This window comes from Sphingomonas paucimobilis NBRC 13935 (assembly GCF_000739895.2).
Lineage (GTDB): Bacteria > Pseudomonadota > Alphaproteobacteria > Sphingomonadales > Sphingomonadaceae > Sphingomonas > Sphingomonas paucimobilis.
The window spans coordinates 194,615-218,845 of the sequence record NZ_BBJS01000030.1 but is presented as its reverse complement, the minus strand read 5'-3'; the positions used below and the strand labels follow the sequence as shown (position 1 = coordinate 218,845).

Annotated in this window: 20 protein-coding genes; 5 read left to right on the top strand and 15 right to left on the bottom strand. The window is 66.1% G+C overall.

Annotated features, from left to right (window positions below; genetic code table 11):
* Positions 1 to 10: 10 nt before the first annotated feature.
* On the top strand, positions 11 to 1,495 hold the full coding sequence (locus SP6_RS10635) for a tryptophan halogenase family protein (protein WP_007404945.1): 1,485 nt from the start codon (positions 11 to 13) through the stop codon (positions 1,493 to 1,495).
* 191 nt (positions 1,496 to 1,686) lie between these two features.
* Here the strand turns inward: SP6_RS10635 and SP6_RS10630 are convergent, their stop codons facing one another.
* The 4 genes from SP6_RS10630 to SP6_RS10615 all read right to left on the bottom strand — a co-directional run bounded on the left by SP6_RS10630 (position 1,687) and on the right by SP6_RS10615 (position 6,004).
* The gene (locus SP6_RS10630) at positions 1,687 to 3,078 is read right to left on the bottom strand and encodes an NAD-dependent succinate-semialdehyde dehydrogenase (protein ID WP_007404988.1); all 1,392 of its coding nucleotides are present in this window, start codon (positions 3,076 to 3,078) and stop codon (positions 1,687 to 1,689) included.
* A gap of 84 nt (positions 3,079 to 3,162) precedes the next feature.
* On the bottom strand, positions 3,163 to 4,578 hold the full coding sequence (locus SP6_RS10625; protein WP_007404942.1) for an NAD(P)(+) transhydrogenase (Re/Si-specific) subunit beta: 1,416 nt from the start codon (positions 4,576 to 4,578) through the stop codon (positions 3,163 to 3,165).
* Positions 4,578 to 4,868, bottom strand: coding sequence for an NAD(P) transhydrogenase subunit alpha part 2 (locus SP6_RS10620; RefSeq protein WP_007405004.1), 291 nt, complete (start codon positions 4,866 to 4,868; stop codon positions 4,578 to 4,580). Before SP6_RS10620 ends, SP6_RS10625 begins: the two co-directional genes overlap by 1 nt.
* On the bottom strand, positions 4,865 to 6,004 hold the full coding sequence (locus SP6_RS10615) for an NAD(P) transhydrogenase subunit alpha (protein WP_007405017.1): 1,140 nt from the start codon (positions 6,002 to 6,004) through the stop codon (positions 4,865 to 4,867). The genes SP6_RS10620 and SP6_RS10615 overlap by 4 nt, the downstream gene beginning before the upstream one ends.
* A 310-nt stretch (positions 6,005 to 6,314) precedes the next feature.
* Here SP6_RS10615 and adhP point away from each other — a divergent pair, with 310 nt between their 5' ends.
* Positions 6,315 to 7,388: an alcohol dehydrogenase AdhP gene (gene adhP, locus SP6_RS10610; RefSeq protein WP_007404872.1), complete on the top strand. Its 1,074-nt coding sequence runs from the start codon at positions 6,315 to 6,317 to the stop codon at positions 7,386 to 7,388.
* Positions 7,389 to 7,435: 47 nt separating this feature from the next.
* On the opposite strand, the gene SP6_RS10605 is transcribed toward adhP, so the two are convergent.
* Together SP6_RS10605 and SP6_RS21380 are read right to left on the bottom strand one after the other, a co-directional pair.
* On the bottom strand, positions 7,436 to 7,639 hold the full coding sequence (locus SP6_RS10605; protein WP_007404944.1) for a hypothetical protein: 204 nt from the start codon (positions 7,637 to 7,639) through the stop codon (positions 7,436 to 7,438).
* A gap of 83 nt (positions 7,640 to 7,722) precedes the next feature.
* Positions 7,723 to 7,941, bottom strand: a complete 219-nt coding sequence (locus SP6_RS21380) for a hypothetical protein (RefSeq protein ID WP_126053237.1) — start codon at positions 7,939 to 7,941, stop codon at positions 7,723 to 7,725.
* A gap of 187 nt (positions 7,942 to 8,128) precedes the next feature.
* Between SP6_RS21380 and SP6_RS10600 the strand changes: the two genes are divergently transcribed.
* Positions 8,129 to 10,759, top strand: a complete 2,631-nt coding sequence (locus tag SP6_RS10600; RefSeq protein WP_007404890.1) for a bifunctional acetate--CoA ligase family protein/GNAT family N-acetyltransferase — start codon at positions 8,129 to 8,131, stop codon at positions 10,757 to 10,759.
* 93 nt (positions 10,760 to 10,852) lie between these two features.
* Here SP6_RS10600 and SP6_RS10595 read toward each other — a convergent pair whose 3' ends face one another.
* From SP6_RS10595 to SP6_RS10580, 4 genes are all read right to left on the bottom strand, one after another.
* Complete coding sequence (locus SP6_RS10595; RefSeq protein WP_007404897.1) at positions 10,853 to 11,659, bottom strand: universal stress protein; 807 nt, start codon at positions 11,657 to 11,659, stop codon at positions 10,853 to 10,855.
* A 165-nt stretch (positions 11,660 to 11,824) separates the two neighbouring features.
* A complete protein-coding gene (locus SP6_RS10590) occupies positions 11,825 to 12,310 on the bottom strand; it encodes a chemotaxis protein CheW (RefSeq protein ID WP_007405014.1) in 486 nt (161 codons plus the stop codon).
* Positions 12,307 to 14,088: a methyl-accepting chemotaxis protein gene (locus SP6_RS10585; protein ID WP_007404922.1), complete on the bottom strand. Its 1,782-nt coding sequence runs from the start codon at positions 14,086 to 14,088 to the stop codon at positions 12,307 to 12,309. Before SP6_RS10585 ends, SP6_RS10590 begins: the two co-directional genes overlap by 4 nt.
* 475 nt (positions 14,089 to 14,563) lie before the next feature.
* Positions 14,564 to 15,661: a CobW family GTP-binding protein gene (locus SP6_RS10580; protein WP_007404889.1), complete on the bottom strand. Its 1,098-nt coding sequence runs from the start codon at positions 15,659 to 15,661 to the stop codon at positions 14,564 to 14,566.
* A 161-nt stretch (positions 15,662 to 15,822) separates the two neighbouring features.
* Between SP6_RS10580 and SP6_RS10575 the strand changes: the two genes are divergently transcribed.
* Both SP6_RS10575 and SP6_RS10570 read left to right on the top strand, forming a co-directional pair.
* The gene (locus SP6_RS10575) at positions 15,823 to 17,058 is read left to right on the top strand and encodes a GTP-binding protein (protein WP_007404927.1); all 1,236 of its coding nucleotides are present in this window, start codon (positions 15,823 to 15,825) and stop codon (positions 17,056 to 17,058) included.
* A 58-nt stretch (positions 17,059 to 17,116) separates the two neighbouring features.
* A complete protein-coding gene (locus SP6_RS10570) occupies positions 17,117 to 17,803 on the top strand; it encodes a superoxide dismutase (RefSeq protein ID WP_007404994.1) in 687 nt (228 codons plus the stop codon).
* Positions 17,804 to 18,141: 338 nt separating this feature from the next.
* Here SP6_RS10570 and bla read toward each other — a convergent pair whose 3' ends face one another.
* The 5 genes from bla to SP6_RS10545 all read right to left on the bottom strand — a co-directional run bounded on the left by bla (position 18,142) and on the right by SP6_RS10545 (position 23,932).
* Positions 18,142 to 19,035: a class A beta-lactamase gene (bla, locus tag SP6_RS10565; RefSeq protein WP_007404909.1), complete on the bottom strand. Its 894-nt coding sequence runs from the start codon at positions 19,033 to 19,035 to the stop codon at positions 18,142 to 18,144.
* A 13-nt stretch (positions 19,036 to 19,048) separates the two neighbouring features.
* Complete coding sequence (locus SP6_RS10560; RefSeq protein ID WP_007405006.1) at positions 19,049 to 19,324, bottom strand: hypothetical protein; 276 nt, start codon at positions 19,322 to 19,324, stop codon at positions 19,049 to 19,051.
* 486 nt (positions 19,325 to 19,810) lie between these two features.
* Positions 19,811 to 21,316 (bottom strand): type VI secretion system-associated FHA domain protein TagH, encoded by a 1,506-nt coding sequence (gene tagH, locus SP6_RS10555; RefSeq protein ID WP_007404933.1) that lies wholly within the window; start codon positions 21,314 to 21,316, stop codon positions 19,811 to 19,813.
* Positions 21,313 to 21,894, bottom strand: a complete 582-nt coding sequence (locus tag SP6_RS20090) for a DUF6931 family protein (protein WP_139063026.1) — start codon at positions 21,892 to 21,894, stop codon at positions 21,313 to 21,315. Before SP6_RS20090 ends, tagH begins: the two co-directional genes overlap by 4 nt.
* A 7-nt stretch (positions 21,895 to 21,901) precedes the next feature.
* Positions 21,902 to 23,932, bottom strand: coding sequence for a type VI secretion system Vgr family protein (locus tag SP6_RS10545; protein ID WP_128130557.1), 2,031 nt, complete (start codon positions 23,930 to 23,932; stop codon positions 21,902 to 21,904).
* Between the last annotated feature and the right edge of the window lie 299 nt (positions 23,933 to 24,231).

Below are 24,231 nucleotides of genomic sequence, written 5' to 3'. Positions count from 1 at the left end.
GCTGGCCGGCATGACGGACAATCGCATTCGCCGGATCGTGATCCTGGGCGGGGGAACGGCGGGCTGGATGACCGCCGCCGCCCTGTCACGCGCAGTGGCCGGGCAAGGCGTTACCATCACCCTGATCGAATCTGACGCGATCGGCACGATCGGGGTGGGCGAGGCGACCATTCCCACCATCCACTGGTTCAACCAGATCATCGGTCTGGACGAGCGGCAGTTCATGGCCGAGACCAAGGCGACGGTGAAGCTGGGCATCGAGTTCGTCGGCTGGAACGGGGCGGGCAGCCGGTATTTCCATCCTTTCGGCACGTTCGGGCCGCCCGGCGATGGCGCGATGTTCCTGCACCGGCTGATCCGGGGGCGTGCCGATGGCGACGCGGCGCCGACCGAGGCCTATTCGCTGACGGCGCAGGCGGCGAAGGCAGGTCGCTTCGCGCGGCCGGTGGCGGACCGCCGGTCGCTGCTGTCGACGCTGGGCTATGCCTATCATTTCGATGCGGGGCTTTACGCGCGTTACCTGCGCGGCCTGGCGGAGCGTTCGGGCGTGACGCGGATCGAGGGGATCGTCGCGTCGGTCGGCCAGGAAGGCGAGAGCGGCTTCATAGCATCGCTGACGCTGGAGGATGGACGGACGGTCGCGGGCGATCTGTTCATCGACTGCTCCGGACTGCGCGCGCTGTTGATCGGCGAAACGCTGGGCGTTGGCTATGACGACTGGTCGCATTGGCTGCCCTGCGACCGGGCCTGGGCGGCGCCGAGCGCAGCCGAGACCAGTCTGACGCCCTTCACCCGGGCGACGGCGGCCGAGGCCGGATGGCGCTGGCGCATCCCGCTGCAGCACCGGGTAGGCAATGGCTATGTCTTCGCCAGCCGCTTTCAGGACGAAGACGCCGCGCGCGCCTCGCTATTGGCGGGCATGGACGGGCCGCCGCTCGCCGATCCACGGCTGATCCGCTTCACGCCCGGCATGCGGCGCGAGGCATGGCGCGCCAATGTGGTGGCGATCGGCCTGTCGAGCGGTTTCCTGGAGCCGCTGGAATCGACCAGCATCCATCTGATCCAGAGCGGCATCGCCAAGCTGTTGTCGCTCTTCCCGGCCGCCGATTGCTCGCCCCTGCTGGCGCGGCAGTTCAACCGGGTGTTCGGACAGGAAATGCACGATGTGCGCGACTTCCTGATCCTGCATTATCATGCGACGGCGGGCCGCGACGAACCGATGTGGCGCGAGCGGCAGGCGATGACGATCCCAGATAGCCTTGCGGAGCGGATCGCGCATTTCCGCCATTCGGGGCGCATCGTCCTGTCCAGCGACGAGCTGTTCCGCGACGCCAGTTGGTTCGCGGTGCTCGACGGGCAGGGCGAACGCGCGGAGGATCACAATCCGCTGATCGAGGCGGTCGGCCGCGACGACAATCTCCGGCATTTGGCGACGCTGCGCGCCGAAATCGCGAAAGTCGCGGCATCCCTGCCTCCTCTTCCGGCCAGGGGATGAGGGACAGGGCGTTCCTGATGTGATGGCCGGATGGATGAGCAATTTAGCGTAAATCCGTCATGGCGAGCGTGGCGAAGCAATCCCGGGCGTCCTGCCGAAACACGGAACAGCTTCACCATGCCCGCCATGACGGGCTGTCGTCACGGCGTCGGTAAGTGGCCTATCATCGCCGTCGAGTAGCGGTCGGCCCATCAAAATGGCGCATCGATATCCACCACGTTGATCAGCTTGTGGTTGACGAACTCCTTGATGCCGAGCCCCAGCAGTTCGCGGCCATAGCCGGAGCGGCGGACGCCGCCGAAGGGCAGGTCCGCCTTCACCATCGTCGGATGGTTGACGAAGATCATGCCGGTCGAAATCCTGCGCGCCACGTCCGCGCCGCGCTTCGTGTCGGCGGTGAAGACTGACCCGCCCAGGCCATAGGGCGAATCATTGGCGATGCGGATCGCATCCGCCTCGTCACGCGCGCGGAACAGCATCGAGACGGGGCCGAAAAATTCCCAATAGCGGGCCGGATTGTCCTCGCCGACATCGGTCAGGATCGTCGGCTGGACGAAGGCGCCTTGGTTGGGAATGTCGGGACCGACCGGGGTCGCGGTCGCGCCATGCTCGACCGCCTGTTCGATCATCGCGCGCAAGTCATCGGCGGCCTTTTGCGACGACAGAGGCGCGAGCGTGGTGGCGGGGTCGAGCGGGTCGCCCATTTGAAGCGCTGCGACCCCCTTGGTGTAGCTGGCGAGGAACCTGTCATAGACCTCGTCCACCACGATCATCCGCTTGGAGGAGACGCAGACCTGTCCGCCATTCCAGTGCCGGCCGAACACCGCCCATTGAACGGTCTTGTCCATATCGGCGTCCGCCAGCACGACGAAGGCGTCCGCGCCGCCCAGCTCCATCGTCGATTTCTTGAGCGCGGCACCGGCGATCTGGGCGACCTCGGCACCCGCCGCTTCCGATCCGGTCAGCGCCACGCCATGCACGCGGGGATCGTTGAGGATCCGGGTGATCTGGTCGCGCGTGGCATAGAGGTTGGTGAACCCGCCCTCGGGCAGTCCCGCCTCACGCATCAGCGCCTCGAACCGTGCGGCACTCTGCGGCACGTTGGAGGCGTGCTTGAGCAGCATCGTATTGCCCGCCGAGAGCTGCGGCGCGATGATCCGGGCGATCTGGTAATAGGGAAAGTTCCACGGCTCGATCGCCAGCAGGACGCCCAGTGGTTCGCAGACCAGCACGGCTTCGCCCTCGGTCGGATCCGCGACGGGGAGCGGCTCGGCGGCGAGCAGCGCGGCGGCGTTGCTGGCATAATAGTCGAAGATCGCCGCCGACAATTCGACCTCGGCCCGGGCCTCGCCGATCAGCTTGCCCATCTCCAGCGTCAGGACATGGGCATAGGTCTCGACATCACGGCGCAGGATGGTGGCGGCGCGATGCATGACCGTTGCCCGCTCGGCGAAGCCGGTCTCGCGCCATTGCTCGAAGGCGGCGTGGGCGGCGTCGATCGCGGCATCGACTTCGGCATCGGTGGCGAAGGGGAAGGTCGCCACAATCTCCCCGGTAAAGGGATTGGTCGTCGCATAGGCCATGGGAACAACACCTTTCTTTCATGGAAGAAAAAAGGCGGCTCCGTCGAACGGCGGGCGCCGCCAGGGGGAGGGAGAGGGGAAGGGTCAGCCGCTGTCCTTCAGCGCCTGCACCATGGCGGCCAGCACCGCCTGGGCATCGCCGTAGACCATCGCGCAATTGTCGAGCCCGAACAGCAGGTTATCGACACCGGCATAGCCTTTGCCCTGGCCGCGCTTGATGACATAGACCTGATGCGCGCGATCGACGTTCAGGATCGGCATGCCATAGATGGGCGAGGCCTTGTCGGTGCGCGCGGCCGGGTTGACCACGTCATTGGCACCGATGACCAGCGCGACATCGACCGCCCCGAAATCGTCGTTGATCTCGTCCATGTCGAAGATCAGGTCATAGGGGACGCCCGCTTCGGCGAGCAGCACGTTCATATGGCCCGGCATCCGGCCGGCGACCGGGTGGATGGCGAACTTCACGTCCACGCTCGCCGCCTGGAGCAGCTTGACCAGTTCATAGAGCTTCTGCTGCGCCTGGGCTACCGCCAGGCCATAGCCGGGGACGATCACCACGCTCCCCGAATAGCGCATGGTCAGCGCGGCATCGCTCGCCTCGGCCGTTTTGGCAGGCTTCGTCGCACCGGCGCCGGTGGTGCTCGCCCCGGTTTCACCGAAGTCGCTGAACAGCACATTGGTCAGGCTGCGGTTCATCGCCTTGGCCATCAGCAGCGTCAGCAGCGTGCCGGCCGAGCCCACAACCATGCCCGCGATCATCAGCGCGGGGTTGCCCAGCGCATAGCCCTCCAGCCCGACCGCCAGCCCGGTAAAGGCATTGTAGAGCGAGATGACCACCGGCATGTCGGCGCCGCCGATCGGCAGGGTCATGGCGATGCCGAACAGCAGCGCCATGGCGAAGAATCCGCCGATCAGCCATGGCTCCGGCGTTGGGCAGGTCGCGACCAGCGCACCCAGCGCGAGCGCGGCGAGAATGACGATGCCATTGAGCAGCCGCTGCGCCGGAAAACGCCATGCGCTTCCCATGCGTCCGTCGAGCTTGGCCCAAGCGATCACCGAGCCGGAGAGCGACACCGCGCCGATCAGCGCACCGGCCAGCGTCGCCGCCAGATTGACGCCGATCGGCCGGACGGCGTCGGTCAGCGCCACGGCCGCCACCGCTGCGGCCGCACCGCCGCCCATGCCGTTATAGAGCGCCACCATCTGTGGCATGGCGGTCATCGCGACACGCCGCCCGCGCCACCAGGCCCAGCCGCCCCCCAGGACCAGCGCGAGCAGCGCGAGCCCGCCATTGAGCGGCCATGCGGCGCGGGCCGGGCCGGGCAGGTCGGCCAGCATGATCACGCTCGATGCGATCGCGGCGATCATGCCGATCCCCGCCATCATGATGCCCGACAGGGCCGAGGCGGGCGAAGACATGCGCTTCAGCCCGAGGATGAAGAGCAGCGCGGCGACGAAGCCGCACAGCCCGACGAGCAGCGGAACGACCGTTGCCATCACTTCGCCTCCTTGGCGCTGGTGCGGAACATGGCGAGCATCCGCTCGGTCACGGCATAGCCGCCGGCGGCGTTGGCCGCGCCGAGCAGCACGCCCAGGAAACCCAGCACCCGCCCGGTCGTGGAGGTCGCGCCGAACAGCGCGTCGAGCGCGCCGACGACGACGATGCCATGGACGAAATTCGATCCCGACATCAGCGGCGTGTGCAGGATGGATGGCACGCGCCGGATCACCTCATAGCCGGTGAAGCCCGCGAGCATGAAGACATAGAGGGCGACGATCCCGTTCATGCCTTGCCTCCTTTGAACGCGATGAGGGGCGACGCCGGGGCGTGGTTGTTCACGCCTTCGGTGGCGACGCGCATGGCGGCGACGATCTCGTCCGCCGGGTCCATCCGGATGGCGCCCTGGTCTATCAACACGCCCAGCATCGCCAGCAGGTTGCGTGCATAGAGTTCGCTGGCATGCTCGGCGAGGCGGCTGGGCACGTTGCTGGGCGCCAGGATCATCGCGGGGCCGACGATCACCGTCTCGCCGGGCAAGGTGCCTTCGACATTGCCGCCGCCATCCCCCGCCAGATCGACGATCACCGATCCCGGCTTCATGCCCATGACCTGCGACCGGTCGATCAGCCGGGGCGCCTTGCGGCCCGGGATCGAGGCGGTGGTGACGATCAGATCGGCCTCGGCGATATGCCGGGTCAGCACGTCGCGGACGGTCGCCTGTTCCTCCTCCGTCAGCGGGCGGGCATAGCCGCCCTCGCCGCGCGCATCGACACCGGTCTCGACGAACTTGGCACCCAGCGAGCGGGCCTGCTCGGCGGTTTCGGGGCGCACGTCATAGCCGCTGGTCACCGCCCCCAGCCGATGCGCGGTCGCTAGCGCCTGCAGTCCCGCGACGCCCAGGCCCATGACCAGCACGCGGGCGGCGCGCAGCGATCCGACCGCCGTCGTCATCATCGGCAGGATGCGGGGCAGGTGCACGGCCCCCAGCAGCGGCGCGTAATAGCCGGCGAGGGCGGCCTGGCTGGACAGCGCGTCCATTGCCTGTGCCCGGCTGATCCGGGGGACCTTTTCCATGGCCAGCGCGGTGACGCGGCGATCGCGCAAGGCGGTGACCAGATCGGCATGATCCGCCGCTTCGACAAAGCCCAGAAGCACCGCACCCGCTTTCATCGACGCGATCAGGCGCGGCGTGGGCGGGCGAACCGTGAGGACGATATCCGCCGCCGCGACGGCTTCGGCCGCGGATCGCGCGATCATCGCGCCTGCGAAGCTTTCGTCGGTGAACCCGGCCGCCTGGCCGGCACCGGTTTCGATAACGACGCTGGTGCCGAGTTTCAGCACGCGTACGAGCGTGGCGGGGGTCATGGCGACCCGACATTCGCCGGGTTCGGTTTCCCTCGGTATCGCGATGAGCAGCGTCATGCAGCCTCCTGCGGATACGACCCGGCCGATCCGCCGTGTCATCGGCCGCTGAATGCCCGGGCCCTGCATTCCCGCGTATTCGTAATCTTCCGGATGGGGCGGCCATCCGGGAGTCTACGGATGGTGAGGCCATGATCGACCTTCCATAAGTCCGGGACCGCGAGCGGCATGGCGCCCCGGATCAAGCGACCGTCTCTGCGCAGTCGCCGCTTCCGTCGGTTTTGAAGCGGTCTTCGGGGGTACCTCGGGACCGGCCCATGCATCCTCGTGGCGATGATCGAGCACCAGGCTCTTTTCGAGGGATGAGGTCATGGACAAGACGATGAAGGCCGCGGTGGTCCGCGCATTTGGCGAACCATTGGTGATAGAGGAGATGCCGGTGCCGCGACCGGGGCCTGGTCAGATACTGGTCAAGGTTGCCGCCTGCGGCGTGTGTCACACCGATCTTCATGCCGCTCAAGGCGACTGGCCGGTCAAGCCCAAGCCGCCGTTTATTCCGGGGCATGAAGGCGTTGGGACCGTCGCCGCCGTGGGGACGGGCGTCACCTTCGTGCGGGAAGGAGACCGGGTCGGCGTTCCCTGGCTCTATTCCGCCTGCGGGCATTGTTCGCACTGCCTCGGCGGGTGGGAGACGCTATGCGAAAGCCAGCAGAATACGGGCTATTCGGTCAATGGCAGCTTCGCCGACTATGTGATCGCCGACCCCAATTATGTCGGGCACATACCCGACGGGCTGGGCTTTGCCGAGGTGTCGCCGGTGCTGTGCGCGGGTGTCACGGTCTATAAGGGGCTGAAGGTCACGGATACCAAGCCGGGCGACTGGGTCGCCATCTCCGGCATTGGTGGGCTGGGCCATATGGCTGTTCAATATGCTGTGGCGATGGGGCTGCATGTCGTCGCGGTCGACGTGGACGATGCCAAGCTGCGGCTGGCGAGCCAGCTTGGCGCCGCGCTGACGGTCAATGCGCGGACCACCGATCCCGTCGCCTTCATCCGCGCGGCGATCGGCGGGGCGCACGGCGTCCTCGTCACCGCCGTATCGACGACGGCCTTTGCCCAGGCGATGCGGATGGCGCGGCGTGGCGGGACCGTGGTGCTCAACGGCCTGCCCCCCGGCGATTTCCCGCTGTCCATCTTCGACACCGTGCTGAACGGCGTGACGGTGCGCGGATCGATCGTCGGCACCCGGCTTGACCTGCAGGAGGCACTGGACTTCGCCGCCCATGGCCGTGTGCGGGCGACCTTCCAGATGGAGCCGCTCGAGAGCATCAACGATGTCTTCGACCGGATGCGGCGCGGTGCGATCGAGGGGCGTGTGGTGCTGGACCTTGCTGCGGCGCCGGCTCCGCTGAGCGGCACTGCGCCGGCGATGGCCACCGCATAAGCCGTGACACTGGCCGGCGCGTTCGGGGACGCGCCGGCTTTCCTCGGTCATCGACGCGGCACGCCGCCCGGTGGTTTCCGCGAAATCGGCCCAAGCCAGTGCGAACAGGCCAGGTGAGCGATCATCTCGACCGCCAGGGCGACCATGGCAATGACCGTCACCGTCGCCAGGACAAAGAACCCTGCGACGATGACCGCTTGGCGGCCCAGGATGACGAAGAACTGGGCGATGGCGACGACCGTGCGGACCATGACCCTGTCTCCCTGCTATCCGCTGCCGAATCCGGATCGGCCTCCGCGATCCGGGAATCGAAAGAACATGGTGATGCGGGGTCTCAGGCCGCCTCGCCACGCAGCGGCAACGCCAGCAATGTCCAGCAAGGGGCGCGGAGATCGCACGTCGCACACAGGCTGTCAGACCGGTCGGGCTGAGCGCGGCATTGCCGTAACAGGCTGATGTAAAGCTCACGATGCGCATGGCGCGCTTCATGGCCTGGCGCCTGTATGACCATCGCCCGCTCCTGGCGGGCCCTTTGACGAAACCAGTCGATCATGTCGCTCACTCCGGCTTGAAAGCAGAGCGCAGCTTGACCCCGTCGTCCGGGTGCGGGCCATTCGTAATGATGCTTAGGGATGGCGTTGGATCGGGGACATTACGGATAGGCGGCCGGGCCGGAGCTGGCGCATCCGCTGGATCGTCCCCGGCACGCCGATGGCGCGCCCCACCGATGGGAGTCGATCATGAGCCGTCCTCCGCTTGCCTCACTGCTGTCCCCTGCCAGTATCGCCATTGTCGGTGCGTCGACACGCCCGGGTTCGATCGGCGATACCGTGTTGAGGAACGTCATCGCGGGCGGATTCGGCGGCCCGATCTTCGCGGTCCATCCCGAACCCGTCGAACGACCGGGCGTGACCTGGGTCAGCCATATCGCCGATTTGCCGAGTGCGCCGGATATCGCCGTCATCTGCTGCCCATCGCCCAAGCTCGCCGAGATCGTCGAAGCCCTGGGGCGGCGGGGTACGCGAACGGGTGTGATCCTGGCCGATGGCCTGGGTGACAGGGGCGCACGCGGCGCACTGCGCGGCATCGCCGAGGCGCATGGCATGCGGTTGCTGGGCCCCGACAGCGTCGGGCTGCTCGTGCCGTCCGTCCGTCTCAACGCATCCTTCGCCGCGCGGGCGGCCCGACCCGGACGGCTGGCCTTCCTGTCGCAGAGCGGGGCGCTGGTCACGGCGATGCTCGACTGGGCGGACGCGCGAGGCGTGGGCTTTTCCGGCGTGGTGGCGCTGGGCGATATGATCGACGTCGATTTCGCCGACCTGATCGATCTCTACACGGCCGATCCTCATACCGATGCGATCCTGCTCTATGTCGAGGAGATCGGCGACGCGGCGCGCTTCCTGTCGGCCGCGCGGGCGGCGACATTGATCAAGCCGGTGATCGCGATCAAGGCGGGCCGGACCTGGGCCTCGCACCGCACCGACCCACGCCATCGCAGCGCGATGCATGGCGATTATGATGCCTATGCCGCCGCCTTTCGGCGGGGTGGGATCGTCATGGTGGACATGATGGCCGACCTGTTCGACGCGGCACAGGTGCTGTCGCGCTATCGGCCATGTTCGGGGAGCCGCGTCGCGGTGGTGACCAATGGCGGCGGGGCCGGGGTCCTGACGGCCGATGCGCTGGACATGGTGGGCGCGCGATTGGCGTCTCTGGCGGCCGATACGATTAAGCGGCTGGACCAGGGGCTCCCGTCTGGCTGGTCGCAAGGCAATCCCGTCGATGTACTGGGCGATGCCAGGGGCGACCGGGTCGAGATGGCGACGGCGGCGGTGCTCGCCGATCCTGAGGTCGATGCGGTCCTGGTCGTCCATTGCCCCACCGGCCTGGAGACAAGCGAGGCGATGGCGGAGGCGGTGATCCGCGCCGCCGCCGGTTCCGACAAGCCGGTGATCGGATGCTGGCTGGGGCCGAGCGATGCCGGGGCGGCGAGGGCGTCGTTCGATGCCGCCGGCCTTGCCCTTTTCGAGACGATCGAGGGCGGTGTGCGGGGTTTCGGCCACCTCCACCGGGCCGCGGCCGGCCGCGCGGCGGCGCTGAAGCAGCCGTCGCGCTCCCATATGTCCGACCATGATCGCGAGCGTGCCCAGGCGGTGATCACCGGCGCTCGGCTCGACGGCCGCGAATGGCTGTTCGCGACCGAGGCGCGGGCGATCCTCGCCGCCTACGGGGTGCCGATGGTACCCGGGCGCCTGGCGCGGACGGTCGCCTGCGTCGCGCAGGCGTGTGACGAGGTGGCGGCCCCCTATGCGATCAGGATCGACTCGCCCGATCTGCGCCACGGGTCGGATGTCGGCGGGGTCGTCCTGAACCTGCCCGATACGGCGGCGGCTATGGCGGCCGCCAGGCAGGTGGAGCATCATGTCACCACCTATCATCCCTGGGTTCGGATCATCGGGTTCGAGGTTCAGCCCATGGTCGATGAACCGGAGGGCATCGAACTCCGGGTCGGTGTCGCGGACGATCCCATCTTCGGGCCGGTGCTGAGCATCGGGGCGGGCGGCAAGGCCGGACGGCACCTCGACGATCGTGCGGTCGAACTGCCGCCGCTGGACGACGACCTTGCCCGCGCCATGATCGCGCGGACCCGCATCGCGAGGCTGCTGGTGGGTGATTATGATGTGCCGGCCGCCGACCGCGACGGGGTGGTGCGCGTGTTGGAAGCGGTGTCGGCGATGGTCGCGGACCTGCCCGACATCATGGAGCTGGATATCGATCCGCTGCTGGTCGGCCGCAACCGGGTGACCGCGCTGGGCGTGAAGATACGCATAGCCTCACGCGCCACCACAAGCCGGATGGCGATCCGCCCCGCCCCGGCGGAATGGATTGCCGACCTGACCACACGGAGCGGGGTGATGCTCCATGTCCGCCCGGTGAGGCCCGATGACGAGGCGCTTCTGGCCGAATTCTTCCACCGCGTATCGTCGGAGGATCTGCATCATCGTTTCCTGGCCGGGCTGCGCGAAGTGGGGCGCGATCGGCTCGTGGCGATGACCCAGATCGATTATCGCCGGGCCATGCATTTCCTGGCCTTTGCCGACGACCTGCTCGTCGCCAGCGCGATGCTCGTCACTGACCCCGACCATGAGCGGGCCGAGGTCGCGTTGGCGGTCGATCAGGCGTTCAAGGGACGCGGCGTGAGCTGGACGCTGATGCAGCATGTCATCGCTTATGCCCGCGCCGAGGGTATCGAGGCGATCGAGTCGCTGGAAAGCGCAGACAATCGCGCGGCCCTGTCGCTGGAGCATGAGATGGGGTTCGAAACCGTCTCCAGCGATGGCGCGGAATGTGTCGTGCGTCGCGATCTCTGATCGGGGCAGGGTGTACCCGGGCACGGGCGGGCCACCGGCACCCGATGATCCGTTAGGGGGCAGAGCAGGGGGCATCCCCCTGCTCCTCATGGTTCAATGGACGAACAGGACCGGCACCGGGCTTTCGGTCAGCATCAGCCGGGAGGCCCCGCCTAGGATCGTCTCGATCAGACGTGCATGGCCGAAGCCGCCCATCACGACATAATCGACCCTTCTGGCCCGGACTTCCTCGAGCAGGATATCGGAGGTCGCCGCCCGCCCGGGGGCGACATGGTCGATCCGGGCATGGATGCCGTGGCGGGAGAGATAGGCCGCCGCCTCTTCGGCCGGCATCGCGATCGAATCGTCTTCGATCTGCAGGATCGTGGTGTCGGCCGTCAGTTGCAGAAGCGGCACCGCCGCCCGCAGCGCCGCCATCGCGGCGGGCGAGCCGTCCCACGCCACCAGCGCATGGTCACGCCGGAACGCCTTGAAGAAGGCGGGAACGGCCAGCACCGGCTTGGCCGACCGGACGATCAATTCCGCGGCAATGCGCCGCATGTCCATCAGGGCTTCGTCCTTGAGGTGACGGCTGACCACGATCAGGTCGGGAAAGCCGACGGCCTGGCGCAGCGCGGTCGCGGGATCGCCGCTGACGTCCTTCCATTCCCAGCTCACATCCTCCAGCTTCAGGCGCTCCTGCAAGCGATGCTTGTTCGCGCCCTCGCGTTCGGACTCCTCCACCAAGAGGTTCGCCATGACATAGCCATCGTCATAATAGCCGCTGCCGACCAGCGGGGGCACATAGGTGATGTCCAGACACAGGAGATGCCCGCCGAGCGCGCGGGTCAGGTCCAGCGCGACTTGGAACCGCGCCTCCTGACCGCTATCGTCGTGCACAAACAGGAGAATGTTCTTCATTGTCCGCCCTCCAGCACGTTGGGATGGTGCGAAGAGCTTAGGTGCCCTGGAGCAGGCCTTGCATTGGGAATTGTACGAGGGCGGTGGGCCGGCGGGTGACCGCGCCAAGCCCCGCCACCCGGGAAAGGATCGGCGGGCGGGAGCGATGGCCCCCGCCCGCCATTTTTACGCCGCAACCGCCTCACAGGCGTAGAGCGCGTCGTCGGCCAATGCCGAAATCGCCTTCATGTCGAGCAGTCCGACGAACTGCTCGTCGCGGCGCAGGACGCCGGACAGGCGCCACGGGCCATGCTGCGGCACGATGGCGGGTACATTCTCCACATCCTCACGCATCAGGCGGGTGACGTCGAGGACCTGATCGACCAGCAGGCCCAGGCAAGGGTCGTTCACGTCCGATCCGTCCTTCCCGGTTTCGACGATCAGGATGCGTGCGTCAGGTCCGATCTCCGTCGCCTTCGAGCTGGAAAAAGAGCGAAGGTCGATCAACGCCACCGACTGTCCGCGCAGGTCGATCAAGCCGACCAGCCAGTCTGGCGCGGAGGGGACGCGAAATACCGGACGCCGATCCAGAATTTCGCGAACCACGGTTACGGGCAGGGCGAACAGCGTGTCGTCGATCCCGAAGACGACCACTTCGGTTTCCCCGCTCATGCCGCACGCCCGAATGCGCGGTCGTCATCGTCCGGGCCGCCCATCGTCAGGTCGAGCCCGAAACCGCGCGACGGGGTCGCTGGTTTGGCCGATCGCAGGACGGTGGAGGTGGACGGTTTGCGGACGGCGGGGCGGTTGGTCGCCCGATGCGCGATGGCCTTTTGCGTGGCCGCATCGATCCGGAAATAGGCGATGCTGGACTGGAGCTCGTTCGCCTTGTCCGCCAACTGTTCAGAGGTTGCCGACATCTCTTCGGAGGCGCTGGCATTTTGCTGCGTCACCTGATCGAGCTGCTGGATTGCCTCGTTGATCTGGACGGCGCCGATATCCTGTTCGCGGCAGGCGGCGCTGATCTCGGCGACCAGTTCGGCGGTGCGGCGGATGTCGGGCACCAGCTTGGTCAGCATCTCGCCCGCCTGGGTGGCGGCGGTGACGGTGTCCGAGGACATGCCGCTGATCTCGGCGGCCGCCGTCTGGCTACGCTCGGCCAGCTTGCGGACCTCGGCGGCGACGACCGCGAAGCCGCGACCATGTTCGCCGGCCCGGGCCGCCTCGACCGCCGCGTTCAGCGCGAGGAGATCGGTCTGGCGCGCGATTTCCTGCACGATGCCGATCTTCTCGGCGATGGTACGCATCGCGACGACGGCCTTCTGCACGGCGGCACCGCTCTGCTCGGCGTCCTGCGACGACTGGCGGGCGATCTTCTCGGTCTGGGTGGCGTTGTCGGCATTCTGTTTGATGTTGGCGGCCATCTGCTCCATCGAAGCCGAGGCCTCCTCAGCAGCGGCGGCCTGCTCGGTCGCGCCCTGGCTGACCTGCTCGGATGAGGACGACAGCTGCTGGCTGCCCGCCGCGACACCGGAGGCCGCTTCGGTCGCTTCGCCGACGACGATGCGCAGGCGATCCACCATCGAGACCAGCGCATGGCCCAGCTTGTCCTTGTCGGACAGCGGGGCATGTTCGGCGGTCAGATCGCCCTGCGCGATCCGATCGGCCAGCGTGGCCGAGGTCCGCAGATTGTCCGTCATGTGATTGACGACCACCACCAGATCGCGAATCTCGTCATTGCTGCTCACCTCGACCCGCTGGTCCAGATCGCCGATCGCCACCGCACCCAGCGCGACGGAGATGCGGTTCAGACCCTGCGAGACGATGCGGCTGATCCATAGGGCGCCAGCCATGGCGAGCAGGAAGGCCGCCCCGGCCACGATGAACAGCATGAGGCGCGATTGGGCATAAAGAGTATCGCCGGCCTCGTTCGCGACCTTCAACTCGTTTCGCTGCCGCTTGACGATCTCGTCGACCATATCGCCGACCTTGACGGCGGCCTTGTTGGCGGTTCCCAGCGAGATGACCGAGGCCTCGGCGTTACGATTTTCCAGTGCCAGTTCGACCGCCTTGTTGGCGATCGACTTATAATCGGTCCATCCGCGCAGCGCCTCGGCATACATTTCGCGATCCGTCTCATCATTCACGCGCGAAGCCTCGGTAATCAGCCGATCCGCACGGGCGCGTTGCCGCCGCAGTTCGGCGAGCTGATCGGACATGAAATTCGGATCGTCGCTCATCGTCAGGTTCTTCTGCGCGACGACCGAGGATGTGATGGCATCGTTGAATTGCTGAATGCGATCGAGTGATGCGGCCGGGTCATCGACCATGTTGCTCATCGCATCGTTCAACGTGGACAGGCGATTGACGCTGAACCCCACGATGATCGCCAGCATCGTAAGTACAATCGCAAATGTCGTGACCAGCTTCATTTTTATGGTGGCACGCATATCTCTATCCCCTGTTCACAAAATGTGGCGCACACAGTTAAAAATGATGTGAAATCAGTGGGATGATCACATCACTGGACGATGCCGCCGTACAAGATCGGCAAGGTTCGCTTGAGCCTTAAGGGGACGCATGAATGACATAAATTTAATATAGAGTTCTTTTTCCGTGACGTTTTCACTAAAAAACTGGTTTTGATCAGTAAATTCGGTGACTACGTTTGGCGACAAGATACTGATCGGGAAGGGCAAATGTGGCTCGCCCTGCCGATCCTGATCGGCGCGAAGAAAAATTATGGGGCCGGTATCCGAATGGCCTCAAATACCCCCATGTCATCCCTGTTATAAAGCCAGTGCGTGCATGGGCCGCCCGGCACGCATGCGATTCGATCATATAAACGCTCATTGCGAATCACTCTCCACGCCACGCTCGACCATCCTCGAGCTGCGGGCCCGTTCTGGTGGCAGCGATGGCGTATCAGGCCGGCATGGTGGCGGCCACGCTTTCCACCAGGCCTTGAAGCTCCACCTCGTTCAACCCCATCGTCATCAGCGCCAGCGTGCCGCGCAGTTCCTCGGGATCGATGCCACGGGTGATGAATATCATTCGCGTACGCCGATCTTGCGACGGCCATCGCTCCAGTTCGATCGGCGGGTGGAAGACGTGTTGCACGCCGTGAACGACCACGGGCGCGTCATGCCCGGCGATGTTGATGATGCCCTTCACCCTCAGCAGATCGGCACCCTTGAACATGGTGAGCAGCCCCAGCCAGCGGTCGAAGGCGACCGGATCCAGCGGCGTGTCGAACGTCAGGCAGGTTGCCTGAATGTCCTTGTCGTGCCGGTTCACATCGTGGTGATGGTGATGATGATGACCGGCATGATAGGCCTCATCCGCCAGCCAGCGGTTGACGTCGTCGCTCTTGCTGGCGGGATCCCACAGCCCGACATCGAACAAGAGTGCGGGATCGACCACCCCGTTCGAGACCGGAACGATCGGCGCGCCCGGATTGAGCGCGGCGAGCCGGGTGCGTATCGCGGCTTGCGTCGCTTCCTCGGCGAGATCGGTCTTGGTCAGCAGCAACCGGTCGGCGACCGCCGCCTGCTTCACCGCCTCCGGCTGAGCGTCCAGCGTCGCCATGCCCGCCGCGGCGTCCACGGTCGCGATGACGGCGTCCAGCCGGTAGAGGCGCGCCAGTTGCGGATCGGTCATCAGCGTGTGGAGGATCGGTGCCGGATCGGCCAGTCCGGTGGTTTCGATCACCACCCGATCGAACCAGCATTCCCCATCGCGCGCGAACCGCCATGGCGCGTCGCGCAGCGTGCGCGCCAGGTCGCCACGAATGGTGCAACACAGACATCCGCCCATCATTTCGACCAACAGATCCTCGTTCGATCGTGCGACTAGGTCATGATCCAGCCCGATCGCGCCGAACTCGTTGATGATGACCAGCGCCCGCGCCATGTCCGGTGATCGGACCAGATGATTGAGAACGGTCGTCTTGCCGCTGCCGAGGAAACCGGTCAGCACCGACACGGGGATGCGCGCAGCCATCGCCGCCTGGGTGCCGCTCATGCGTCGTCGCCCGACAGATAGGCGGGGCAGGTCGAGAATATGGGCCTCAGTGAGCAGGGGATATCAGGGCACAGGACCAAAGCCGTCATCTGAAGGCCACTGGACATCGTTTCACTTCTCCGTATATGTAATGTTGTAACGTATCTCATTGGATGATCGCTATGGCAACCCTTCTCCAATCCGATCGCCGCCTGCCGGTCACGGTCCTTTCCGGTTTCCTTGGCGCAGGAAAGACGACGCTGCTCAACCACATCCTCGCCAATCGTGAAGGGCGACGGGTGGCGGTGATCGTCAACGACATGTCGGAAGTGAATATCGACGCCGACCTGGTGCGCGGCGGCGAGGCGGCACTGTCGCGCTCCGAGGAAGCGCTGGTCGAGATGACCAATGGCTGCATCTGCTGCACGCTGCGCGACGATCTGCTGGCCGAGGTTCGCGCGCTGGCTGAGGCCGGGCGGTTCGACTATCTGGTGATCGAGTCGACCGGCATTTCCGAACCGCTGCCGGTCGCCACCACCTTTTCCTTCCGTGACGAGGATGGCGTGTCGCTGGGCGATGCGGCGCGGCTCGATACGATGGTGACCGTGGTCGACGCGATCAATCTGCTTGCCGATTATTCCAGCCAGGATTTCCTCGCCGATCGCGGCGAGACGCTGGGTGAGGACGATACACGCAGCTTGGTCGGCCTGCTGGTCGAACAGATCGAATTCGCCGATGTGGTGGTCGTCAACAAGGCGTCGTCCGTGTCGCCCGAACAACTCGCCGTGGTGAAGAAGCTGGTCGCCAGCCTCAATGCCGATGCGGTCATCGTGGCGGCCGATCAGGCCCGCGTCGATCTCGACCTCGTGCTCGCCACCGGCCTGTTCGATGAGGAGAAGGCGGCGCGTCACCCGCTCTGGGCCAAGGAACTCTATGGCTATGCGCACCACCAGCCCGAGACGGAGGAATATGGCATCGAGAGCTTCGTCTATCGCGCCCGCGCGCCCTTTGATCCGGCGAAGTTCCACGCCTTTCTGACGACGGGCGGGCTCGACCATGTGGTGCGGGCCAAGGGCCATTTCTGGCTGGCGACACGGCCCGACTGGGTCGGCGAACTGGCGGTGGCGGGAAGCCAGACGATGACGTCGCGCATGGGCCGCTGGTGGGCGTCGGTCCCGAAGAGCCAATGGCCCGACGACGGACAATTCGAGGAATTCGTCGCGCGGCACTGGGACCCCGTCTGGGGCGACCGGCGCCAGGAACTGGTGTTCATCGGTATCGGCATGGACGAAGCGCGCATCCGGCAGGGGCTTGATGCCTGTCTGGTGCCTACGGCTGCGTTCACCCCGGCATTGTGGACGGGGCTGCGCGATCCGTTCCCCGCATGGGGTGAGCGCCAGTTGCAGGCCGCGGAATGACGCTCGGCGCCGATCGGGCCAGGACCGAGCAAAGGACTCTAAAGCGGAGACGATCTCGATGAAATACTGGCTCGCCTGCCTCGCCGTCATCGCCATGCCCGCCGCCGCGCAGGAGCGGGCGGTGACCGCCCCCTTTACGCTGGCGCCGCTGCCCTATCCGGCGACCGCGCTGGAGCCGGTGATCGATGCGGAAACCATGACGCTGCACCATGACAGGCATCATCAGGCCTATGTCGATGCTCTCAACAAGGCGGTTGCGGCCAATCCGGCACTGGCGGCCCGTTCGCTGGAGGACTTGCTGGCACAGGCCGGATCGGTGCCGGCGGCGGTCCGGAACAATGCCGGCGGCCACTGGAACCATGGCTTTTTCTGGAAGACGATGACCCGCCCCGGCACCGGTGGCCAACCGTCACCTGAACTGGCCCGCGCGATCGAGACCGCGTTCGGATCGATGGAGAAGATGAAGGCGGCGTTTGGCGCGGCCGGCACGGGGCGGTTCGGCTCGGGCTGGGTGTGGCTGATCGTGGGGAAGGACGGCAAGCTGGCGATCACCTCGACGCCCAACCAGGACAATCCGCTGATGAACGTGGCCGAGGTGCCCGGCACGCCGCTGCTCGGCAACGACCTCTGGGAACACGCCTATTATCTGAAGCATCGCAACCGCCGGGCCGAATATCTCGATGGCTGGTGGCAGGTGGTCGATTGGAAGACGGTGTCCGAGCGTTTCGCCGCCAGCCGAGGGTGATCCATAAGGATTATCTGGGGTCGTCGGCATAAAAGGACGAACGCGAACGTCTTGAAATGGTAGCGCCATGTCCTGGTTTCCCTGCGGGAGGTTGGCAGGCGATCCAGGCGTTTGCGGTGTCAGCAGGTGTCGCTACCGGTCGTAGCAGGGTGCGGCCAACCGTGGCTGACCCCATCAGCTCCGCATCACTGCACCGATATGGAAGACGCGATCATCGCCGATCCCTTGGCCTAATGTTGGTTCCAGTTGATCGGACTCGCGGATCCAAGCGGAAGCGGCTCGCCATTCCGCCATGGCGGCGACGCCTTTCCCGTTGGAATGCTATTTGGGGAATGAGCCTACCCGTTCCATGCCACGGCCAATCTGCCAAGCATCTTCAGGACCGCCTCGTCCGCCGGCCGCACATCCTCGGAGAAGGACGGGTTTTCGAAATACCCTGTCACGACCAGGGGGCTGCGACCTTTTGGCGGCATGAGAACCGCCAGGTCGTTGGTCTTGTTGCCGATGCCGGGACGCATGCCCGTGCCGGTCTTGTCGAATCCATGCCAATCAGCAGGAAGGCCCGCCCGTATGCGCTTCGATCCGCTCTGCGTCGCCGCCATCCAGCTGCGCAGCCGATCGCGGCTGGCTGGGCGTAGCACGTCGCCAAGGACGATCCGCCGCACCGTTTCGGCCATCGCTCTTGGTGTGGTGCTGTTCTCCTGCGTGCCGGGCGGGATCACGTTGATGGCGGGTTCGTAGCCGTCGAGCCGGCTCACGGCGTCCCCGATTTCGCGCCAGAACCGCGTGAGCGCGGCGGGCCCTCCCAGGCGGTGCATGAGCACGTTCGCAGCGGCATTGTCGCTCGTGATCTGCACGGCTTGCGCCAGCGCCAGGATCGGCAGCTTGCCCTTATCCAGATTTTCCTCGACGATCGGGGAGTAGGCGACGATGTCGGCTCGGCTGAAGGCGAGCGTCTCCATCAGGTCGAGGCGGCCGGCATCGGCTTCCCGGAGCGCCATGGCGGCCAATGACAATTTGAACGTCGAGCAGTGACAGAAGCGCTCGTCGGCGCGCCATCCGAAGCTGCGTCCGCTACCGGTGTCGAGAACGAACGCGCCTAGCCTGCCGCCCGACGCCCGCTCGATTGCCCGGAGACGGGCGGTCGGATCGCGCATGGACGTCCCCGCGTCAGCGCGACCTCCCAAGGCCAGGCTCGCGCCAATCGACAGCATCAGATCGCGGCGATTCATTGTCCGACCATCGTCATTTCACCGACCAAGCCACCGATACGATCCGCCATCCATTGTTCGTGTTTACAAGAAGCCAATGTTCCATGCCAGAGTTCGGGACCACGTCGTCGATCTTGAACGCATAGTCGAACGACATCGCAGCCGATCCACCATCGCCTGCGATACGGATGTTGCTGAAATTCTCGTCGGCGTTCCCCTTTCGGGCAACGATGCTGTCGATGAACGCGACCGGATTGTTTCCGGGGAAATAGGCCGCCTTGACGCCCTTGCTTGAGGCGTCTGTCGCCACGGCCCTCACATTCATGACCTCCTGCCAGTTGGTGGCAGCCAGATTGAGAAAGAGTGACAGGAACTCCGCCTTGGCCCGGTGGCGGATCGCATGCTGAAACCTGACCGCTATAGCCCGAACACCCCTGTCCGTGTGGTCGGGAGCCTGCGCGGTAGCGGGGCCGGCAGCGGCGATCAGCAGGGTGCTGCAAGGTGTAATCTTATGGGCGATGTCGTCCTTTGGTGCGACGCGGATCTGTTCGGCTCATGTCCGTTACGAGACATGGTAACCCCGCAAGCGCCCGATCCTAACGATGCGGGTATGTAGTTTCCACGGCCGCCTGGAATATCAGGAAGGCAGATACGCTCGATTTGGTCGTGCATCCTTATGCGACGCTTGAGCATCATGATCCTATCGCGCCCAAAACCGTCGATCACCGACTTCGCGGCAGCATCCTACGCCGCTGTTCAGGATAACGTATTTGGCGGAACGGCCTCGGTCCGGGTGTCAGGTCGTTTTGCGGCGGGACTGCTCATTATAGGCCTGGCGGAATTCCTTGGCGAACATGTCGAGAAACGCCTCGTCCGAGCCCTGCGCGACGCCGCCGAATTCGCGCTCATAGGCTTGCCATAGCGCGGCGTCGCGGGCGGCGGGGAGGATGCGCTCGATCACACCGCCAGCCTCGGCACGAGCCCGGATGGCGGAGGGGGAGAAGCGCTCCAGCGTGGTGCGCAAGGCACCCTGCATCGCCCGCAGCGTCGCGACCTGATGCGATTGCAGATCCTGGAACGCATCCTCGATCGCCTGGTCGGCGTCCATGAAGCCGGGTTGCGCCGGGCCGAGCAGCATCGCCACCGCCTCATCGGGTGTGCGGGCATATTTGAGCGGATTATGTCCGCCGGGACTGAAGGCGGTCGCCTCGGCCCCCAATTGCGCCTTAGCGCGCGCGCGGGCCTCGACCATCACGACCAGGCCCGCCACAAGCCGCCGGAACAGCGCGCCCGCACGGGCCGCGTCGTCGGGGCCCAAGCGAGACGGATCGAGTCCTGCCGCCTGGGCGAAAGCGGTCAGCGCATCGGGGCCAGCCGATGGCGCGGCGGGCGCCTGTGGCGGAACCGGTCGCTCGGGCGGCAGGGCGGCCGCACCCGATGCGGGGGCAAGGCCCAGGGGATCGCGAACCGGCTCGCTCGGCTGTCCGAAGCCGCCGCGCGCCCAGTCCACGACATTGCCCTCCGCAATCCGTCCCCAGAGATCGTCCGGGGACAAAGGGGTCGGATGCGACGGCGCCGCGCTGGACCAGGGAGAGGCGGGCGGCGGTGGCGGGGTCGCTGCTTCCCAGGTCGAGGCGACGGGCGGCAGCGCGGCGGCGGCATCGGGTTGCCAGCCGCCACGGGCCGGGGGCGCGGGCGGCGTCGGCCGTGCGTCCCAGCCGGCGGCGGCGCGGTGGTCGTCGGGGCGCGCCAGGCTCGGGCCGATCTGAGGCTGCCACCTCGAACCGCTCGGTGTCGAAGGCGGTGTCGGCACCGCATCCCACCCAGGGCTCGAGCCGGCCGGGGTGGGGGCGGGGCCCCATCCGTCGCTGGCCGGTGGCGGCGTGGCTTGGCTTGGGGCGATGCCGGGTGCGGGGACGGCATCGTCCCAGCCGCGCCATACCGGCTCGGCGTTTTCTGCGGCTGCGGGTTGCGATCCATCAGCCCGGCCCGTCAGGCGCGCCGCGATCACGAACGCGCCGACATGGAAGCGATCGCCATCGGCGATGCGATGCGGGGCCGTCAGCCGTTCGCCGGTCTGCGCCAATGTCGTCCCATTGGTGCTGCAATCGATCAGCACATATTGGCCGCCATCATAGCGGATTTCGAAATGCCGCGATGAGACATGGCGGGTCGGATCGGGCAGCGCCCAGTCGCAGGTGGCGGCGCGGCCGATTATCGCGCCCCGGCGATGCAGGACGAGCTCAGCGGGCGAGCCATTGTCGAGGCGACGCGCGCCTTCGATGGAAAGGGTCAGGGTCATCGGTCGAAGGCTGCCAGCCCCTGAGCGGCCACGGCTTCCCCCAGTGCCAGCGCAGCGGTGAATGCGGCAGCGGGGTCGGAGGCCTGGCGGCATGTGGCGTCGATCGCTCCGGCGACGTACCGGGCGGGGACATGCTCGGGCGGGGGCACGGCCGGCTGACCGGGGGCGGCGATCGAACCGCCGGAGAAGAATACGGCGGAGGCCAGAAGCCGTTCGGGCACCGGGCGTGGGATCACGTCGGCGGCGTCACCCGCCGCGCGGCGATGCTCTTCGCTCGGTGCATCCAGCCAGCGCAGAGCGACGTCGAGCGCGTGCCGGCGGCGCGGCGGCGGTGGATCACGGCGGGCCGCATCCGACACGACCCGAGCGGCCCAGCCGATCGCCTCCAGGCGGGGCAGGGCATGGGCCAGATAATCAAGGGCCGCCGAGCGTCGGTTGGCCGCGCGCAGGGCGTCATAATGGGCGATGACCGACAGCGTGGCCGGCGGCCATTCGTCGCGATCGACACCCATCAGCGCCAGCACCTGCCGCGCCTCGGTCAGCCGCACCGCGTCCCAGCCTTTCGTTTCTTGACCCACCATCCGGTCAGCCTTCGCCCGCCGCCGGTCCCAGCGTCATCGGCGTGCCGAAGCTACCCTCGCCCAGTCCCTCGGGATTGATCTGCGTCGTGCCGCCATTCAGGATCAGCGTGGCCGTCCCGTTGATCTTGGTCGTTGCGCCGCCATTGACGATCGCATCGGTGGTCGCCTGCACTTCGACATGCGGCGACTGGATGACGATTTCGCCGGGCTTCATGACGATCACCGAATTACCCACGCGCAGCGTGATCGACGTCTTGGATTCGATCGACAGCGTGCCGTCGACCAACAGGTCGTCCTTGCCCACGACATGGGTGTTGCGGTCACGCCCGATCGTCTTGGTGTCGTCGCGACCGATATTGGTCGTGCGATCCAGTCCGACCCGGCGTTGCTGGTTGTGGCCGACATGGCGGCTTTCGTCGAAGCGAACGCGGCTGTTCATGTCGCGCTCGGCATGGATGAACAGCTCTTCCTGGCCGCCCTTGTCCTCGAAACGGATTTCGTTGGAAGTCCGGTTGGTGCCGCTGTCGAGATCCTCGGTCTCGGGATATTGTCCCGAGGGCCCATAGGTCAGCGTGCGCCACACCGCGCGCGTCTTGTTCGCGGGCAGTTCATAGACCGGCATATGCGCCTTGTTGAAGACGCGCCCGACGACCAGCGGGCGGTCGGGATCGCCGTCGAGAAAGTCGACCAGCACCTCATGCCCGACGCGCGGCAGGATGACGTTCCCCAGCCCGCCGGTCTGCGACACGCGTATCCAGCAGGTCGATCGCTCGCCCGGCGTGTCGGCGCGGTCCCAGTGGAAACGGACCTTCACCCGCCCATATTCGTCGGTATAGATCGTCTCGCCCGGTGGTCCGGTGACGATCGCTGACTCCAGTCCCTGCACACGCGGACGTGGCGTGTCGGCGCGAGGGCGGAAGACGGTGTCGGCGGGGATCGCCTCGAATTTCACATTATAGGCGTCCTCGTCCTCCTGCTGGCCGGAGCGGTAGCTTTCGGCCGCGATCGAATGCTCGGCCGCGGTGATGAGGTAAGCGCCGTTCATCCGCGCCGCCGGATGATCCTCGACATTGACGCGGTAGCCGGTGGTCAGGCCCGTTGCCTGTGACGTGCCGGTAAAGGTCCGCCGCGCGGCCCGCTGTGCGTCGAGCAGCGCCTGGCCCCGGTCGCGCCCCGTCTGTTCCTGGTCGCCGCGCCCGGTCTTCTCGCGCGTGTAGCGGCCGGGATAGACGAAGATCTCACGATCGTCGCGCGGATGGGCGCCTTCGCCGCTCGCCTCGGCCGACAGCGGCTGGTCGGGCGATTCGAAGTCGAAATCGCGCACCGTCACCTTGGCCTCGGCGGTGGAGGCGACGCGTTCGATCCAGCTTTGCAGGTAGTCGCCCTGCGCGCCGAACCGCGATTTGGAGTCGGTGGTGAAGACCGACACGCTGTTGGCATTGTATTTCAACCGCGCGGGCTTGCCCGGTTGATGCGAAGCGGGACCCTCGCACAGGATCATGACGTGACGATCGGCGTCGTGGCGGAAGAAATAATAGATTCCCTCCTCCTCCATCAGGCGCGAGGCGAAGGCGAAATCGCTCTCCCGATACTGCACCGTATAGCCGCGCGTGACGCGGGGCTGCACCAGCCGCGTATAGTCGACATCCTGCACCCCGGCATTTTCGAACACCTGCTTGACGATCTGGACGACGGTCTTGTCCTGATAGATCGCCATCTGCCGGTTCTGGTCGAGGTAGAAGGTCCAGGGGCGGATCGACAGGCGGTAATGATGCCCCGACTGGGTCTCCTTCACATATTCGCCCGCCGTGACCAGCCCGTGGAAGCGGCGCAGGAGTTCGCCATCCTCCAGCACCGCCAGCGATGCGGGTTTGCCGAGATGCGGCTGAAGGTCGATTTCCAAAGGCGAAATGATATCGGCCAGCACCTCGAACGGCGCGCTCAGCCTTTCCGAACCTTTGATCCGTTCCAAGACGACCTGTTCGTCGCCCACGTCGATCGCCATCTGCGTCAGGCGTTGCGTCGTGTCTGTCACCAACCACTCCCGCCGATCGCGCCGAACCGCGCGCAGGCGCTGATCCTATCGGCTTCGTTCCGGGGGTACAATGGCCGGCGCGCCCGTCAGTTGCAAGACGCGCGGAAGATCGGGACCATGCGGACAAGATATTTCGTGACGGTCATGAAACAAATATACCTCTTGATGCGTATAGGGCAAGTCTAACCGATGTTAGGTGTCGGTCGAATGGTCTTAGGGCGGAAGTGCTGCCATATGGGTTGCTTCGCATCGGCGCACGGCCTAATGTGAATCAGCACCGAGTGCATGCACGGGAGTAA